This window comes from Pseudomonas nitroreducens (assembly GCF_014204515.1).
Classification (GTDB): domain Bacteria; phylum Pseudomonadota; class Gammaproteobacteria; order Pseudomonadales; family Pseudomonadaceae; genus Pseudomonas; species Pseudomonas nitritireducens_A.
Map to the genome: position 1 here is coordinate 39766 of NZ_JACHLI010000022.1, position 14476 is coordinate 54241.

The window sequence follows — 14476 nt, forward strand, 5'->3', positions numbered from 1 at the left end:
ATCAGGCGAAGGGCTTGGGCTCGGCGGCGAAGGACAGGCTCATGGCGCCTGCGCCCAGGTTGATGCCGCCGGTGGGGCTGAGCATCGCCAGGTGCAACTTCACGCCCTTCATCTCGCAGGCATCCTCCAGCGAGGCGAAACCGGGCAGGTCGCGCAGCGCGGAGGGATCGCCGGCATAACTGAGGCACATCTGCGGCGCCAGCAGCTCGCCCGCCTCCACCCGCGTGCGGGCGAAGTTGAGCAGGCGCTCGGCGGACTTCTCATAGTTCGGCGATACCGACACCGGCTTGTCCTCACCCTGCACCAGGCTCAGCACCGGTTTCATGTCGAGCATCGAGCCCAGGCCGAGGAAGGCACCGCGCAGGCGGTCGCCGATGCTGCTGCGGTCGCCCTTCTGGAAGCCGCGGCGACGGATGTGCCCCAGGTCGCTGGCGACCAGGAAGGTGTTCATCTGCTGGCTGAGCTGCTCCAGGCGGGTGCGCACGGCGTTGGGCGAGTTTTCCTCGCCAAGCAGGCGCACGCCTTCGGCGGCCAGCACGGCGAGGCCGGCGAACACCGTCTGGCTGTCGACCACCCGCAGGGCGAACGGCCCGGCAACGCCCGCGGCGGCGCGGCGCTCCTTGTAGCTCTGCAGCAGGCTGAAGGAAGCCTGGGTGGCGTTTTCGAAGATCGGACTGCGCTGTGCGGTCACGGTCAGGCAGATGACGTAGTCGAAGTCGGTGACCAGCTGTTCCAGGAACCAGTCGTGGGTCTGCGCCGGCGTCAGCGGCTCGCTGCCGTCCTCAGGGCCGACCTTGGGCAGGTCCTGGGAGTAGAAGCGCAGGGTGGTGTCGGGATCGCGGTCATCGACGATGCGCCGCTCGCCCACCCGGATACCGATGGGCAGCACGCGAATGTTGTTGGCAGCAAGGAATTCCGGGGGAAGGTCACAGGTTGCATCGACCACCAAGCCGATCCGCATGTCTTACTCCTATGGCCGTATCCCGGCCTATTTTTGTGTGAACGCGGTCATACTCTGCCCGTTTCGGACCGGGAAGTCAGCATGCGGAAAGGTGGGTCTCGGAAAAGATTTGTAAACGCCTGGGACGGTGCTTTCAGGTCATTCAGACTGCTTATGGGTCGCCATAATCGAGACGTAGATTGTTGGTTGAACCGGTAGGAGCGGACTCCGTCCGCGATGAATCCGCTTCGCGCCGGATGGCATCGCGGACAGAGTCCGCTCCTACCTGAAAATCGTGCAGGGGCATGCCCTCTCCCCCGCCCTCTCCCTAAAGGGAGAGGGAGCTGTCCGTGCCGGCTGACGCAGCAGCTTCAACTCGCGCCGATCAGTCACCTCTCCCTTCGGAGCGGGGCGCGCAGCCAGGGTTAGCGAGAGGGAAACCTGGCCGTAGATTTCCGGGACAAAGACAGTTGCTCTTACGCAATGGGATGTGCCCGAGCAGACCTGCAGGAACGTCCGCGAGATGGGTTCAGCAAAATAAAAGCCCCTGGCACCAATGGCGCCAGGGGCTTTTCATTTCAACGGATCGCGAATCAGGCCAGCGACATCAGCGCATCGCGGCTGAACGGCTTGATGTCTTCCAGACGGCCATCACGCACCTTCACCGCCCAGTCCGGATCGACCAGCAGGGCGCGGCCGACGGCGACCAGGTCGAACTCTTCCTTGTTCAGGCGCTCCAGCAGGCCGTCGATGCCCGAGGGCTGGGCGACTTCCTCGGTGTTGCCGAAGAAGGCCAGGAACTCGCTGCCATCCAGGCCGACGTTGCCGACGGTGATGGTTGGCTTGCCGGTGAGCTGGCGGGTCCAGCCGGCGAGGTTGAGGTCGGAGCCTTCGAATTCCGGAATCCAGAAGCGGCGGGTGGAGCAGTGGAAGATGTCCACGCCGGCGTCGGAAAGCGGCTTGAGGAAGGCTTCCAGCTCTTCGGCGGTCTGCACCAGGCGGGCGCTGTAATCCTGCTGCTTCCACTGGGAGAAACGGAAGATGATCGGGTAGTCCGGGCCGACGGCGGCGCGCACCGCCTGGATCAGCTCGATGGCGAAGCGCGAACGGTTGGCCAGGCTGCCGCCGTATTCGTCGGTGCGCTTGTTGCTGCCGTCCCAGAAGAACTGGTCGATCAGGTAGCCGTGGGCGCCGTGGATTTCCACGCCGTCCATGCCGATGGACTTGGCGTCGACGGCGGCCTGGGCGAAGGCGGCGATGACGTCCTGGATGTCCTGCTTGGTCATTTCATGGACCAGCACGGTGCCGTCCTTGACCTTGCCGCTGGGGCCGTAGCCCGGAACGCTGGCGTCCGGCTCGGTGCCCAGGCGGCGCACGGCGCCAACGTGCCACAGCTGCGGAACGATCTTGCCGCCTTCGGCGTGCACCGCATCGACCACCTGCTTCCAGCCGGCCAGGGCGTCTTCACCGTGGAAGCGCGGCACGTTCGGGTAGCCGTTGGCGGCCTGGTGGTTGACCGTGGTGCCTTCGGTGACGATCAGGCCGACGCCGGCGGCGGCACGGCGACGGTAGTACTCGACCACCTGGGCGTGGGGCACGCCACCCGGGGTGAAGTTGCGGGTCATCGGCGCCATCACGATGCGCGTGGGCAGTTCCAGGCCGCCCAGGCGGAAGGGCGAGAACAGGGTGTCTACGGATGCAGTCATTGAAGTCTCCATGGCGACCAGGCGACCGGTCGTCTCATTCTTTTATAAAGGGCCGGGATGGGGTTGGGATGACTCAGGCAGTTCAGGCCCGGAGCAGGTGCTCCAGGCGTTCGATAAAGCGTTCCACCGGGAGGAGCGAGGCGCTGACTTTCATCCGCGCCAGCACGCCCTGCCAGGCGTTGCCGATGAACTCGGCCAGGGACTCGACGTTCTCCGCCACCGGCAGCTCCCCGGCGCGCTGGGCGTCGGCGAGGCAGTCGCGCAGGGTGTCGATGGACTGCTGGAGGATGCCGTCGACCCGCGCGGCGATGGCCGGCGACAGCTCGGCCATCTCGAAGCTCAGGCTGCCGATGAAGCAGTGGTACTCCAGCTTCTCCTGGCGGGCGAAGTGCGCCAGCAGCTCGCGGTAATAGGAGAGGATGCGCGCCCGCGGCCCCAGCGCCGGGTTGCTCAGTGCCTCGGCATAACGGGCCAGGCGCGGGGCATACAGATGCTCCAGGGCCTGCAGGGCGAAGTCTTCCTTGCTCTCGAAGTAGTGATAGAAGGAGCCCTTGGGGATGCCGGCGGCCTGGACGATGTCCTGCACGCCGGTGCCGTGGTAGCCGCTGCGGGTCATCGCCAGGGAGCCCTTGGCGAGGATCAGGTCGCGCTTGTCGAGTCGGATGCTGTTCATGGGCGCAAGAATATGACCGGTCGTCTCGCTTTTGCCAGCACCATTGATCAGAGTGATTTTGCTGCAGAAGCCATCAATGGATTGCGGGATTGTCCAGCAGCTCGGCCACGCCTTCCTGCAGCAGCTCACGCAGGCGCTCCACCACGGCTTCCGGTTCGGCTTCGCTGCGGTGCAGGCACAGGCCCAGCGGCGCCATGGCCGGCAGGCCGGCGCGCTCGGCATCCAGCCGCTCGACGCTGACGGGCAAGCCGATGGGCGTGCGCAGACCGACGCCCAGTCCGGCACCGACCGCCGCCCAGATGCCGGACAACCCGGCGCTGGTGAACGCCACGCGCCAGGCGATGCCGGCCCGATCCAGCGCCGCCGTCGCCGCGCTGCGCAGCAGGCACGGCGCCTCCAGCATCACCAGCGGCAAGGGTTCTGCGCCGGGAGACGGCGCTCCATCCGGTGCGCCGATCCAGCATTGCGCCACCGAGCCGATGCGCTCCATGTGCGGCGTGCGCTCGCCGGTCTCCCAGGCCAGCGCCAGGTCCAGCTCGCCGTTGCGCACGCCTTCGATGAGCTGCTGGTTGCGCGCCGTGCGCACTTCGATGCGCACTTTCGGATGGGCACGGGCAAAGCGCGCCAGCACGGCCGGCAGCAGGGTTTCGCCGAAGTCTTCCTGCAGGCCGAGGCGCACCCGGCCTTCCAGCGAGCCGCCGCGCAGAGCGCCGGCCGCTTCGTCGTTCAGCTCCAATAGACGACGGGCGTAGCCCAGCAGCGTCTCGCCCGCCTCGGTCAGCGCCATGCCGCGACCTTCACGGCGCAGGACGGGAGTACCGGCCTGCTCTTCGAGCTTCTTCAATTGCGCACTGACGGCGGAGGTGGAACGCCCCAGGCGATCCGCCGCGCGGGCGAAGCTGCCCAGCTCGATGCCGGTGACAAAGGTGCGCAGCACGTCGAGATCGAAGTTGAGGCGAGCCATGCCAACCATCCTGATTAATCGAACTATCGGTCAAATATTTCCCGATTTTCCGAATCAATCTGGCGCGCTAGCCTGATTCCGTCAAGCCACAGAAGAGGAACGGCCCGATGTCTTCTCCACCCCAGGTCTCCCCTGCTCTGCGACGCCAGGCGCCGAAGCTGGCGCAGCTCACCGAGGACGTGCTGTTCGGCGATATCTGGCAGCGCCCGCAACTGCATCCACGCGAGCGCAGCCTGATCACCGTTGCGGCGCTGGTGGTGCTGGGGCGCCTGGAGCAGTTGCCGTTCCATTTCCAACTGGCCCGAAGCAACGGCCTGACCCGCGACGAGCTGGTCGAGCTGATCACCCACCTGGCCTTCTACGGCGGCTGGCCGACGGCCGCCTCCGCTCTCAACCGACTCGACGAGGAATGACGCCATGCCCACCGTCCGCATCTCCCTGCGCAAAGGCAAGCAACCCGAGTACCTGCGCGAACTGGCCGACAGCGTCTACGACGCCATGCACGAAGCCTTCAATGTGCCCGAGGGCGACCAGTTCGTGATGATCCACCAGCACGAAGCCGAAGAGTTCGTCTTCAACCGCCATTACCTGGGCGGGCCACGCAGCGACGACTTCGTGCTGATCGCCATCACCATCGGCCGTCCACGGGACTCGCAGACCAAACAGGCGTTCTACCGACGGCTGAACGCGCTGCTGGGCGAACGCCTGGGCATCGCCAGCGAGGACGTGATGGTGCAGATCACCAACAGCGAGGCGGATGACTGGTCGTTCGGCGGCGGACGCCTGGGCGTGCTGACCAAGCCCTAGTGCCAGCTGACGCGCTGCTCCAGCGGGAAGCGCAGGCGCGGGTTGTAGACGCCATTGTCGGCAGCCCGCCCCACCGCCAGCAGCATGATCGGCACCGCGCGGCGCGGGATATCCAGCACCTTGCGCAGCCGCACTTCGTCGAAGCCTTCCATCGGGCAACTGGCGTAGCCATGGCTCTGCACGACAAGCATCAGGTTCTGCGCCGCCAGGGCCGTGGACTTCACCGCCCACAGGCGCATCTCGGCGTGGCTGTTGGGATGGCGCATCAAGGCGCGGCGCAGGCCGACCAGTGCATACAGCGCCCGCTTGAACAGCCCGCGCAGGCCGAAGGCGCCCTGGTTGTACTGGAACGGCGCGGTACGCTCGTAGAAGCGCCGAACCTTCTCCGGCACCTGCGGCTCAGACCATTGTTCGAGGATTGCCGCGCAGGACTCGCGCCAGGTGTCCGGGCGCGCCAGCACGGCGATCAATACCGGGGCGGTGCGCGCCGCGTTCTGCCCCAGACACACCGGCGCCAGCCGCCGGCGCAGTTCGGCATCGCGGATCACCTGGAAACTCCACGGCTGCAGGTTGCAGGCGTTGGGGGCGAGCACGGCCTGCTCCAGGCAGTCGCGCAGCACGGCGTCGGGCACCGGCTCGTCGAGGAAACGGCGCACCGAGCGGCGCTGTTCGATCAGCGCGCGCAGGTTCTCGGGCGTGGCGGGCAGGCAAGCGGACTCGGCGGCGAAACGGCTCATGGCAGGCTCCGGAAGCAGGTCGCCCAATTAAGCCGCCGCGCACCCGAGGGAACAAGGCGAAGGAGAAAAATGCCGGCGGGATTGGCGCATGCGCCCTCTCCCGCCGGGGCGGATCAGGCGCCCAGCGCCTTCTCGATGGCCTGGATCAACGCCGGGTCATCCGGCGTGGTGCGCGGGCTGAAACGGGCCAGCACGCGGCCGTCCGGGCCGAGCAGGAACTTCTCGAAGTTCCAGCTGATGTCACCGGGGAACTCGGCGCCCTCGCCCGCCAGCAGGCGGTACAGCGGATGGCGCTCGGCGCCATTGACCTCGAGCTTGCCCGACATCGGGAAGGTCACTCCGTAGTTCAGCGAGCAGAACGACTGGATCTCGGCCTCGCTGCCCGGCTCCTGCCCGGCGAACTGGTTGCACGGCAGGCCGAGGACCACGAAGCCCTGGTCCTTGTACTGCTGGTAGAGGTTTTCCAGAGCGGCGTACTGCGGGGTCAGGCCACATTTCGAGGCGACGTTGACCACCAGCACGACCTTGCCCTTGAGCGGGGCCAGCGGCAGATCCTGGCCGTCGAGACCATGCAGCGTCAGATCGTGAAAAGCGCTCATTGCTTGCTCCTTGAAGAGGTAGGCACGAAGTGCCCGCGCAGGGAGCGGACAACGCGTCCGTCGTGCTGCGCAATCCCAGTGGATGCGGGAAAAATGCCCTGGCGGTGTTGCAGTGAAACGGTTGCATGAGAAAGGCGCCCGAAGGCGCCTTTCCCGTGTGAGCTTAGCAGCTCAATGATGGCTTCACCCGATCGAAGTCCGACCGGTTGAGCGCTATCAGTGGTGGTGACCACCTTCGCCATGGACGTGGCCATGGGCGACTTCTTCGGCGGAAGCGTCGCGGATGTCGACCACTTTCACCTTGAAGTTCAGGCGCTGGCCGGCCAGCGGGTGGTTGCCGTCGACGGTCACGTCGTCGCCGTCGATGTCGCGGATGGTGACGATCTGCATGCCGCCGTCCGGAGCCGAAGCGTGGAACTGCATGCCCACTTCCAGCTCGTCCACGCCTTCGAACATTTCACGGGTCAGGGTGGCAACCAGCTCGGCGCTGTATTCGCCGTAGGCATCGGCCGGCTCGACGGTCACTTCCAGCTCGTCGCCGACCTGCTTGCCTTCCAGGGCCTTTTCCAGGCCGCCGATGATGTTGCTGGCACCGTGCAGGTAGACCAGCGGAGCGCCGCCGGCGGAGCTGTCGATGACCTCACCCGCGTCGTTGGTCAGGGTATAGTCGATGGAAACCGCCTTGTTGGCCGCGATCTGCATGGTTCGAAACCTATCCGATATAGAAGTTGAAAGCGCAAGTCTACGCGGCGGCGCCCCCGATTGCGACCCGAAGACGGACGGACGGGACGACGCGGCCGCGCCGCGCCTGCTTGACTTTCATCAGGACGAAGACGGCCACTGGGTGGCAGTCTTGTCCTGCGGCCACACCCAGCACCTGCGCCACCAGCCCCCCTGGCAGTCGCGCCCCTGGGTGCTGGACCCACAGCAGCGCAAGGCGCAGATCGGCCGGTGGTTCCCCTGCGGCTGGTGCGCCAAGGACATCGACAGCAACAAGGAGTAGGCATGCCGGCTCGCAATATCCTGGTGATCAACTGCGGCAGTTCATCGATCAAGTTCGCCCTGGTTCGAGAGGGGCGCGACGATTTCATTCTTCATGGCCTGGCCGAGCGCCTCGGCTCCAACGGCGCCAGCCTGCGCTGGCAGGGCGAGACCGACGAGCAGCCACAGACCCTGGAGCTGCCCGGCGCCGACCACCAGGCCGCCCTCGCCCGCCTGCTGCCGCTGGTGGCCAGGGCCGCCCAGGGCGAGCTGCACGCCATCGGCCATCGCGTGGTGCACGGCGGCGAGCGCTTCACCCAGGCCTCGCGCCTGACCGATGAGGTGCTCAGCGCCATCCGCGAGACCTCGCCCCTGGCGCCCCTGCACAACCCGGCCAACCTGGTCGGCATCGACGCCGCCATGACGCTCTACCCGGACCTGCCGCACATCGCCGTGTTCGACACCGCCTTCCACCAGAGCCTGCCCGAGCGCGCCTTCCGCTATGCCATCCCCGAGCCGCTGTACCGCGAGCAGCACGTGCGCCGCTACGGCTTCCACGGCACCAGCCACCGCTACGTCAGCCACCAGGCGGCGCAGATGAGCGGGCTGGCGGTGGGCGACAGCTACTGGCTGTCGGCGCACCTGGGCAATGGCAGCTCGACCTGCGCCATCGCCAACGGCCAGAGCCGCGACACCAGCATGGGCCTGACCCCGCTGGAGGGCCTGATGATGGGCACCCGCTCCGGCGACGTCGACCCGAACCTGCACAGCCACCTGGCGCGGACCCTGGGCTGGAGCCTGGAAAAGATCGACCACATGCTCAACCACGACAGCGGCCTGCTCGGCCTGTCGGGGCTGTCCAACGACATGCGCACCCTGGAGCACGCTCGCGAGCAGGGCCACGCCAACGCGGCGCTGGCCATCGAAGTATTCTGTTACCGATTGGCCAAGTCCCTGGCCTCGCTGACCTGTGCGCTGCCGCGGCTGGACGGCATCATCTTCACCGGCGGCATCGGAGAGAACTCGGCGCTGGTGCGCAACCTCACGGTCAAGCACCTGCACGTGCTCAATCTGGAACTCGACGGCGAAGCCAACGCCCGCTGCGTACGCGGCGTCGGCGGGCCGATCCACCTGAGCGGCCACCCCCGCGTGCTGGTGATCCCCACCAACGAAGAAAAGCAGATCGCCCTCGACACCCTGGCGGTGCTCGACTGAAGATTCACCGGTTGCGCCCCACAAGGGCGCAGACCACCCCCGCACGGCTTAAGGAGCCCGGATGCACACCTTCTTCCTCGCACCGACCGGTTTCGGTGTCGGCCTGACGTCCACCAGCCTGGGCCTGATCCGCGCCCTGCAACGCGCCGGCCTGAAGGTCGGCTTCTTCAAGCCCATCGCCCAGCCCCACGCCGGCGACGATGGCCCGGAGCGCTCCAGCGAGCTGGTCGCGCGTACCCACGGCCTCAATGCGCCCACCCCGCTGTCGCTGTCCAAGGTCGAGCGCATGCTCGGCGACGGCCTGCTCGACGAACTGCTCGAAGACATCGTCGGCATGTACAACAGCGCCGCCGTGGACAAGGACGTGATGATCGTCGAAGGCATGGTGCCGACCAAGCACGCCAGCTATGCCGCGCGCATCAACGCGCACCTGGCGCGCAGCGTGGATGCCGAGGTGATCCTGGTCTCGGCGCCGGACAACGAGACGGTGGGCGAGCTGTCCGACCGTATCGAAATCCTCGCCCAGCTGTTTGGCGGCCCGCGCGATCCGCACCTCGCCGGCCTGATCGTCAACAAGGTGCGTGGCGGCGAGAGCGATGACCTGCCGCGCGACGCCGAGGAAGCCGCGCGGCTGTTCGGCGAACGCCTCAAGGAACACTCGCCGCTGCTGCGCGACGGCGACGTCCGCCTGCTCGGCTGCATTCCCTGGCAGGACGAGATGAACGCCCCGCGCACCCGCGACGTGGCCGACCTGCTGGACGCCAGCGTGCTCAACGCCGGCGACTACGAACAACGCCGCGTGCAGAAGATCATCCTCTGCGCGCCCTCGGCGCCCAACACCGTGCACCTGCTCAAGCCCGGCGTGCTGGTGGTGGTTCCCGGCGACCGCGACGACATCATCCTCGCCGCCTGCCTGGCCGCCATGAACGGCGTGCCCCTGGCCGGCCTGCTGCTGTGCTCGGGCCTGGCGCCGGATGCAAGGGTCATGGAGCTGTGCCGCAGTGCGCTGCAGAGCGGCCTGCCGGTGCTGACGGTGAAGACCGGCTCGTTCGACACCGCCGGCGACCTGTCGCGGATGAACAAGGAAATCCCGGTGGACGACCGCGAACGCGCCGAGCGCGTCACCGAATTCGTCGCCGAACACATCGATTTCGAGTGGCTCAAGCAGCGCTGCGGCTCGCCCCACGAACTGCGCCTGTCGCCGCCGGTGTTCCGCTACCAGCTGACCCAGCGCGCCAACCGCGCCGGCAAGCGCATCGTCCTGCCCGAGGGCAGCGAGCCGCGCACCGTGCAGGCCGCCGCCATCTGCCATGCCCGCGGCATCGCCCGCTGCGTGCTGCTGGCCAAGCCCGACGACGTACAGGCGGTGGCGCAGATGCTCGGCATCGTGCTGCCCGAGGACCTCGAAGTGGTCGACCCGGACCTCGTGCGTAGCCGCTACGTCGAGCCCATGGTCGAGCTGCGCAAGGGCAAGAGCCTGAACGCGCCGATGGCCGAGCAACAGCTGGAGGACAACGTGGTGCTGGGCACCATGATGCTCGCCCTGGACGAGGTGGACGGCCTGGTCTCCGGCGCCATCCACACCACCGCCAACACCATCCGCCCGGCCCTGCAGCTGATCAAGACGGCGCCCGGCTACAACCTGGTGTCCTCGGTGTTCTTCATGCTGCTGCCCGACCAGGTGGTGGTCTACGGCGACTGCGCGGTGAATCCCGATCCTTCGGCCAGTGACCTGGCGGAGATCGCCCTGCAGAGTGCCGCCTCGGCGCAGTCCTTCGGCATCACCCCGCGGGTGGCGATGATCAGCTACTCCACCGGTGAGTCCGGAACCGGCGCAGATGTCGAGAAAGTCCGCGAAGCTACGCGCATCGCGCGGGAAAAACGCGCCGATCTGTTGATCGACGGTCCCTTGCAGTATGATGCCGCCGCCATCGCCAGCGTGGGTCGCCTGAAGGCGCCCGAGAGCCCGGTGGCCGGACGCGCCAATGTGTTCGTGTTCCCCGACCTGAACACCGGGAATACTACCTACAAGGCCGTCCAGCGCAGCGCCGACTGCGTCAGCATCGGGCCGATGCTGCAGGGCCTGCGCAAACCGGTGAACGACCTGTCGCGCGGGGCGCTGGTGGACGACATCGTCTACACCATCGCTCTGACGGCGATCCAGGCCGACAGCAGCAAGGACGGCTGACTGACAGGCACGAGGGATGTGCCCACGAACGCATCACGCGCCCGGCCGACCGGGCGCCTACGTACAAGGACCATTCCTCGATGTTGAGTTTCCTCCCGCACACCCTGCGCGGCATCCTCGCCACCCTGATCCTAGTGGTGAGCACGCTGTGCTGGTGCATTCCGCTGCTGGGCATGTCGATCATCAAGCTGCTGCTGCCGTTCAGCGCGGCGCAGCTGGCGCTGAGCAAGATCATGAGCGTGATCGCCGAAAGCTGGATCACCTGCAACAAGGGCTGGATGAACCTGGTTCGCCGCACCCATTGGGATGTGCAGGGCCTAAAGGGCCTGGAGTACGACCATTCGTACCTGGTGACCAGCAACCACCAGAGCTGGGTGGACATCCTCGTCCTGCAGTACCAGCTCAACCGCCGTATCCCGCTGCTGCGCTTCTTCCTCAAGCAGGAGCTGATCTGGGTGCCGGTGATCGGCCTGTGCTGGTGGGCGCTCGATTTCCCCTTCATGAAGCGCTACACCAAGGCCTACCTGGCCAAGCACCCGGAGAAGAAAGGCAAGGACCTGGAAACCACCCGCAAGGCGTGCGCCAAGTTCAGCCGCATCCCGGTGGCGATCTTCAACTTCCTCGAAGGCACCCGCTTCACCCAGGCCAAGCATGACGAGCAGAACTCGCCGTTCCAGCACCTGCTCAAGCCCAAGGCCGGCGGCATCGCCTTCGTCCTCGACGCCATGGGCGAGCAGCTGCGCACCCTGGTGAACGTCACCATCCATTATCCCGACGGCCGCCCGACCTTCTGGTGCCTGCTCTCCGGCCGCCTGCGTTCGGTGGTGGTGCGCTTCGAGGAGATGGAAATCCCCCGCCAGTTCGTCGGCAAGAGCTACGACCAGGACGAGGGCTACCGCGCCGAGTTCCAGCTGTGGGTGAACCAGCTGTGGGAGCGCAAGGACCAGCTGCTGACCCAGCTGCACCGCGAGTTTCCCGCCAAGGCCTGATGGACTGTTGTAGGAGCGGACTCCGTCCGCGATAGGCACCGCATCGCGCCGGAAACCCATCGCGAACGGAGTCCGCTCCTACGCTCCCTTCCCGCCAGGCACAAAAAAGCCCGCCAATCGGCGGGCTTTTTCATGGGCGCAGCTTACTGCTGGTACTGCTGGGTCTGCGCGTTCGGCAGGGCCTTCAGGTTGACTTCCACGCGACGGTTCTGCGCGCGGCCGTTGACGTCGGCGTTGGACGCCACCGGCTGGTCCGGGCCCATGCCGCGGGTGCTGACGCGGGACGGGTCGACGCCCTGGGAAGTCAGGTAGGTCGCCACCGACTGCGCACGGCGCTGGGACAGGTCCATGTTGTGCTGGCGGCTGCCGGTGCTGTCGGTGTAGCCGACGATCTCGACGCTGTTCTGGTTGAACTCCTTGAACGAGTTGGCCAGGTTGTTCAGCGGGGTGTAGAAGGACGGCGCGATGTTTGCCGAGTCGGTGGCGAAGGTGATGTTGCCCGGCATGATCAGCTTGATGTCGTCGCCCTGGCGCTCGACCTGCACGCCGGTGCCCTGCATCTGCTGGCGCAGCTTGGCTTCCTGCTTGTCGGCGTAGTAGCCGTAGCCCGCGGCAGCGGCGCCCACGGCGGCGGCGCCGATCAGCGCGCCCTTGCCACGGTTGTTGTGGTTGATCGCCGCGCCAGCGACAGCGCCGGCCAGCGCGCCCAGGCCGCCGTACTTGGCGGTCTTGCTGACACCGCCTTCGGCGGGAACCTGGGTATTGGGATCGTAAGGATTCTGGGAGGCGCAACCGGCCATGAGGGCAAAGGCGGTGGCAGCCGCAACCATGGACAGACTACGTGCGGTGAACATGACGGATGACTCCTCGAATAGCGAAACACCCAGTAGTGGGCGGCAGGTTAGAGCGTAGGTCGTGCAAATAATTCCGCAGCAACCTTAAGCACGGATGAAGGGATTCTCCCGCATCTCGTCGCCCAGCCGGGTGTCCGGGCCGTGCCCCGTGACCACGGTCGCCTCTTCGTCCAGCGAATACAGACGCTCGCGGATCGAACGCTCGATGGTGGCGTAGTCGCCGCCCCACAGGTCGGTGCGGCCGATGCTGCGGCGGAACAGGGTGTCGCCGGCGATCAGCAGCTTGTCCCGGGGGAACCAGAAGCTCATCGAACCGGGCGTGTGCCCCGGAGTGTGCAGCGCCACGCCGCAGCCGCAGGCCAGCTCCTCGTCATCCTTGAGCCACTGGTCAGGCGCCGGCACCGGCGTATAGGGCACGCCGAACATCTGGCACTGCATCTCCAGGTTGTCCCAGAGGAACTGGTCGCCCTGGTGCAGGTGCAGGGTCGCACCGGTCTTCTCCTTCATCTGCCCGGAGGCGAGGAAGTGGTCCAGGTGCGCGTGGGTGTGGATGATGCTGACCACCTTCAGGCCCAGGGTCTCCAGGCGCTGCAGGATGAGTTCGTGGTCGCCGCCCGGATCGACGACGATGGCCTTCTTCGTCAGCGGATCGCCGATGATCGTGCAGTTGCACTGCAAGGGGCCGACGGGGAAGGTTTCACGGATCAGGGCAGGCTGGTCGCTCATCGAAGGCTCGCTGGGTGGCGGAATAGCACGGCGGTCATTTTCGCCGATCCCGAGGTCCCCTGGCGAGTCATCCGTCAATCGCCCTGGCGGTAGTCCGTGGGCAGCTTGCCGGTCCACTTGCGGAACGCCCGGCGGAAGTTCGACGGGTCGTTGAAGCCCAGCAGCAGGGCGATCTCGTAGAGCGGCAGGTGGGTGGTGGTGAGGTATTGCAGGGCCAGGCGCTTGCGCACGTCGTCGAGCACTTCCTGGTAGGTGGTGCCCAGGTTGGAAAGATGTCGACGCAGGCTGCGGCCGCTGGTGTGCAGGTCGGCGGCCACGGCCTCTAGGTCGGGGAACTCGCCGGGGCGCGCCAGCAGCAGGCGACGGATGCGCGTCAGCAGACCTTCCTGCACGTCCAGCGTGGCCAGCAGCGCCTCGCACTGCTGCTCGCACATCTGCACCGTGGCCGGGTTGGCCAGGGCCATGGGCCGCGCCAGGTACTCGCTGGGCAGGCCGATGAAGTGGAACGGCTGGTCGAACAGCACCTCGCCGCCGAACACCTCGGCGTAGCGCTCGGCGTAGTCCGGCCTGGCATGGGCGAAACCGACGCTGACGCCCTGCAGCGGCTCACCGACCAGGAAGCGGGCGATGGTATGCAGGCTGGTCATCAGGCCTTCGGCGGCGAAGCGGCTGGTGGCGCCGAGGGGAATCGACTCGCTGGCGCGCAGGTAGGAGACGCCGCCGTCCTCGACCATTTCCAGATCATAAGCCAGACCCAGCACGCGGTAGTACTTCAGGGCGAAGCCAATGGCACGTTCGAGGTTGGCGCTCGACAGCACCGCGTAGCCGAGGATGCCGTGGGTGGAGACGTTCAGCCGCTGCCCCAGCAACAGCCCGAAGGCCGGCTCGTTGCAGTGCGCCAGGGCGGCGCTGGAGAGCTGGTGGAAGTCGACGAAGGACAGGCGGCCGTTGGGGCTCTGCAGCACTTCGGGGCGCACGCGGGCCAGCTCGAACAGGCGCGTGCGCGGCACGCCCAGCTCTTCGGCGAGGTCCAGAAGTGCCTGCGCATAGGCGACGGGCACCAGTTCGGCGGTGAAGTTGAGCGGTTGTTTCATCAT

General features: G+C 66.7%; 16 protein-coding genes. 6 read left to right on the plus strand and 10 right to left on the minus strand.

The annotated features are described in order from the left end of the window. Position 1: 1 nt before the first annotated feature. The 4 genes from HNP46_RS23400 to HNP46_RS23415 form a co-directional block, all read right to left on the minus strand. Entirely contained in the window at positions 2-961 is a 960-nt protein-coding gene (locus tag HNP46_RS23400) for a DegV family protein (protein ID WP_184593764.1), read from the minus strand. 572 nt (positions 962-1533) lie between these two features. Then, a complete protein-coding gene (locus HNP46_RS23405) occupies positions 1534-2646 on the minus strand; it encodes an NADH:flavin oxidoreductase (RefSeq protein WP_184593767.1) in 1113 nt (370 codons plus the stop codon). A gap of 82 nt (positions 2647-2728) precedes the next feature. Beyond that, positions 2729-3319 carry a TetR/AcrR family transcriptional regulator gene (locus HNP46_RS23410; RefSeq protein ID WP_184593768.1) on the minus strand — a complete coding sequence of 197 codons (591 nt, stop codon included), beginning with the start codon at positions 3317-3319 and terminating at the stop codon, positions 2729-2731. 73 nt (positions 3320-3392) lie between these two features. Further along, positions 3393-4283, minus strand: a complete 891-nt coding sequence (locus HNP46_RS23415) for a LysR substrate-binding domain-containing protein (RefSeq protein WP_184593770.1) — start codon at positions 4281-4283, stop codon at positions 3393-3395. A gap of 107 nt (positions 4284-4390) precedes the next feature. On the opposite strand from HNP46_RS23415, the gene HNP46_RS23420 reads away from it, so the two are divergent. Both HNP46_RS23420 and HNP46_RS23425 read left to right on the plus strand, forming a co-directional pair. Then, on the plus strand, positions 4391-4696 hold the full coding sequence (locus HNP46_RS23420) for a carboxymuconolactone decarboxylase family protein (protein WP_184593772.1): 306 nt from the start codon (positions 4391-4393) through the stop codon (positions 4694-4696). 4 nt (positions 4697-4700) lie between these two features. Further along, the gene (locus HNP46_RS23425; RefSeq protein WP_184593774.1) at positions 4701-5090 is read left to right on the plus strand and encodes a tautomerase family protein; all 390 of its coding nucleotides are present in this window, start codon (positions 4701-4703) and stop codon (positions 5088-5090) included. Here the strand turns inward: HNP46_RS23425 and HNP46_RS23430 are convergent. The 3 genes from HNP46_RS23430 to HNP46_RS23440 all read right to left on the minus strand — a co-directional run bounded on the left by HNP46_RS23430 (position 5087) and on the right by HNP46_RS23440 (position 7128). Beyond that, positions 5087-5827, minus strand: a complete 741-nt coding sequence (locus HNP46_RS23430) for a nitroreductase family protein (RefSeq protein WP_184593776.1) — start codon at positions 5825-5827, stop codon at positions 5087-5089. The two genes, HNP46_RS23425 and HNP46_RS23430, sit on opposite strands and share 4 nt — an antisense overlap. A gap of 113 nt (positions 5828-5940) precedes the next feature. Further along, a complete protein-coding gene (locus HNP46_RS23435; RefSeq protein ID WP_184593778.1) occupies positions 5941-6426 on the minus strand; it encodes a glutathione peroxidase in 486 nt (161 codons plus the stop codon). A 216-nt stretch (positions 6427-6642) separates the two neighbouring features. Continuing rightward, complete coding sequence (locus HNP46_RS23440) at positions 6643-7128, minus strand: FKBP-type peptidyl-prolyl cis-trans isomerase (RefSeq protein ID WP_184593780.1); 486 nt, start codon at positions 7126-7128, stop codon at positions 6643-6645. Here HNP46_RS23440 and HNP46_RS23445 point away from each other — a divergent pair. The 4 genes from HNP46_RS23445 (at position 7097) to HNP46_RS23460 (ending at position 11799) form a co-directional block, all read left to right on the plus strand. Next, the gene (locus tag HNP46_RS23445; RefSeq protein WP_184593782.1) at positions 7097-7429 is read left to right on the plus strand and encodes a DUF3565 domain-containing protein; all 333 of its coding nucleotides are present in this window, start codon (positions 7097-7099) and stop codon (positions 7427-7429) included. The genes HNP46_RS23440 and HNP46_RS23445 overlap by 32 nt on opposite strands. A 2-nt stretch (positions 7430-7431) precedes the next feature. Beyond that, positions 7432-8622 carry an acetate kinase gene (locus tag HNP46_RS23450; RefSeq protein ID WP_184593784.1) on the plus strand — a complete coding sequence of 397 codons (1191 nt, stop codon included), beginning with the start codon at positions 7432-7434 and terminating at the stop codon, positions 8620-8622. A 61-nt stretch (positions 8623-8683) separates the two neighbouring features. Continuing rightward, the gene (pta, locus tag HNP46_RS23455) at positions 8684-10810 is read left to right on the plus strand and encodes a phosphate acetyltransferase (RefSeq protein ID WP_184593786.1); all 2127 of its coding nucleotides are present in this window, start codon (positions 8684-8686) and stop codon (positions 10808-10810) included. A gap of 80 nt (positions 10811-10890) precedes the next feature. Next, the gene (locus HNP46_RS23460) at positions 10891-11799 is read left to right on the plus strand and encodes an acyltransferase (protein WP_184593788.1); all 909 of its coding nucleotides are present in this window, start codon (positions 10891-10893) and stop codon (positions 11797-11799) included. A gap of 143 nt (positions 11800-11942) precedes the next feature. Here the strand turns inward: HNP46_RS23460 and HNP46_RS23465 are convergent, their stop codons facing one another. From HNP46_RS23465 to HNP46_RS23475, 3 genes are all read right to left on the minus strand, one after another. Then, positions 11943-12653 (minus strand): OmpA family protein, encoded by a 711-nt coding sequence (locus tag HNP46_RS23465; RefSeq protein WP_184593790.1) that lies wholly within the window; start codon positions 12651-12653, stop codon positions 11943-11945. An 84-nt stretch (positions 12654-12737) separates the two neighbouring features. Continuing rightward, positions 12738-13379 carry an MBL fold metallo-hydrolase gene (locus HNP46_RS23470; RefSeq protein WP_184593792.1) on the minus strand — a complete coding sequence of 214 codons (642 nt, stop codon included), beginning with the start codon at positions 13377-13379 and terminating at the stop codon, positions 12738-12740. A 74-nt stretch (positions 13380-13453) separates the two neighbouring features. Beyond that, positions 13454-14473 carry an AraC family transcriptional regulator gene (locus tag HNP46_RS23475; protein WP_184593794.1) on the minus strand — a complete coding sequence of 340 codons (1020 nt, stop codon included), beginning with the start codon at positions 14471-14473 and terminating at the stop codon, positions 13454-13456. Positions 14474-14476 lie beyond the last annotated feature (3 nt).

What these genes read in the sequence shown, in the direction of transcription:
- HNP46_RS23415 (WP_184593770.1), bottom strand. Translation starts at nt 4,283, where the DNA reads ATGGCTCGCCTCAACTTCGATCTCGACGTGCTGCGCACCTTTGTCACC.
- pta (WP_184593786.1), top strand. Translation starts at nt 8,684, where the DNA reads ATGCACACCTTCTTCCTCGCACCGACCGGTTTCGGTGTCGGCCTGACG.
- HNP46_RS23465 (WP_184593790.1), bottom strand. Translation starts at nt 12,653, where the DNA reads ATGTTCACCGCACGTAGTCTGTCCATGGTTGCGGCTGCCACCGCCTTT.
- HNP46_RS23430 (WP_184593776.1), bottom strand. Translation starts at nt 5,827, where the DNA reads ATGAGCCGTTTCGCCGCCGAGTCCGCTTGCCTGCCCGCCACGCCCGAG.
- HNP46_RS23475 (WP_184593794.1), bottom strand. Translation starts at nt 14,473, where the DNA reads ATGAAACAACCGCTCAACTTCACCGCCGAACTGGTGCCCGTCGCCTAT.
- HNP46_RS23445 (WP_184593782.1), top strand. Translation starts at nt 7,097, where the DNA reads ATGGAAACCGCCTTGTTGGCCGCGATCTGCATGGTTCGAAACCTATCC.
- HNP46_RS23410 (WP_184593768.1), bottom strand. Translation starts at nt 3,319, where the DNA reads ATGAACAGCATCCGACTCGACAAGCGCGACCTGATCCTCGCCAAGGGC.
- HNP46_RS23440 (WP_184593780.1), bottom strand. Translation starts at nt 7,128, where the DNA reads ATGCAGATCGCGGCCAACAAGGCGGTTTCCATCGACTATACCCTGACC.
- HNP46_RS23425 (WP_184593774.1), top strand. Translation starts at nt 4,701, where the DNA reads ATGCCCACCGTCCGCATCTCCCTGCGCAAAGGCAAGCAACCCGAGTAC.
- HNP46_RS23405 (WP_184593767.1), bottom strand. Translation starts at nt 2,646, where the DNA reads ATGACTGCATCCGTAGACACCCTGTTCTCGCCCTTCCGCCTGGGCGGC.
- HNP46_RS23450 (WP_184593784.1), top strand. Translation starts at nt 7,432, where the DNA reads ATGCCGGCTCGCAATATCCTGGTGATCAACTGCGGCAGTTCATCGATC.
- HNP46_RS23460 (WP_184593788.1), top strand. Translation starts at nt 10,891, where the DNA reads ATGTTGAGTTTCCTCCCGCACACCCTGCGCGGCATCCTCGCCACCCTG.
- HNP46_RS23435 (WP_184593778.1), bottom strand. Translation starts at nt 6,426, where the DNA reads ATGAGCGCTTTTCACGATCTGACGCTGCATGGTCTCGACGGCCAGGAT.
- HNP46_RS23470 (WP_184593792.1), bottom strand. Translation starts at nt 13,379, where the DNA reads ATGAGCGACCAGCCTGCCCTGATCCGTGAAACCTTCCCCGTCGGCCCC.
- HNP46_RS23420 (WP_184593772.1), top strand. Translation starts at nt 4,391, where the DNA reads ATGTCTTCTCCACCCCAGGTCTCCCCTGCTCTGCGACGCCAGGCGCCG.
- HNP46_RS23400 (WP_184593764.1), bottom strand. Translation starts at nt 961, where the DNA reads ATGCGGATCGGCTTGGTGGTCGATGCAACCTGTGACCTTCCCCCGGAA.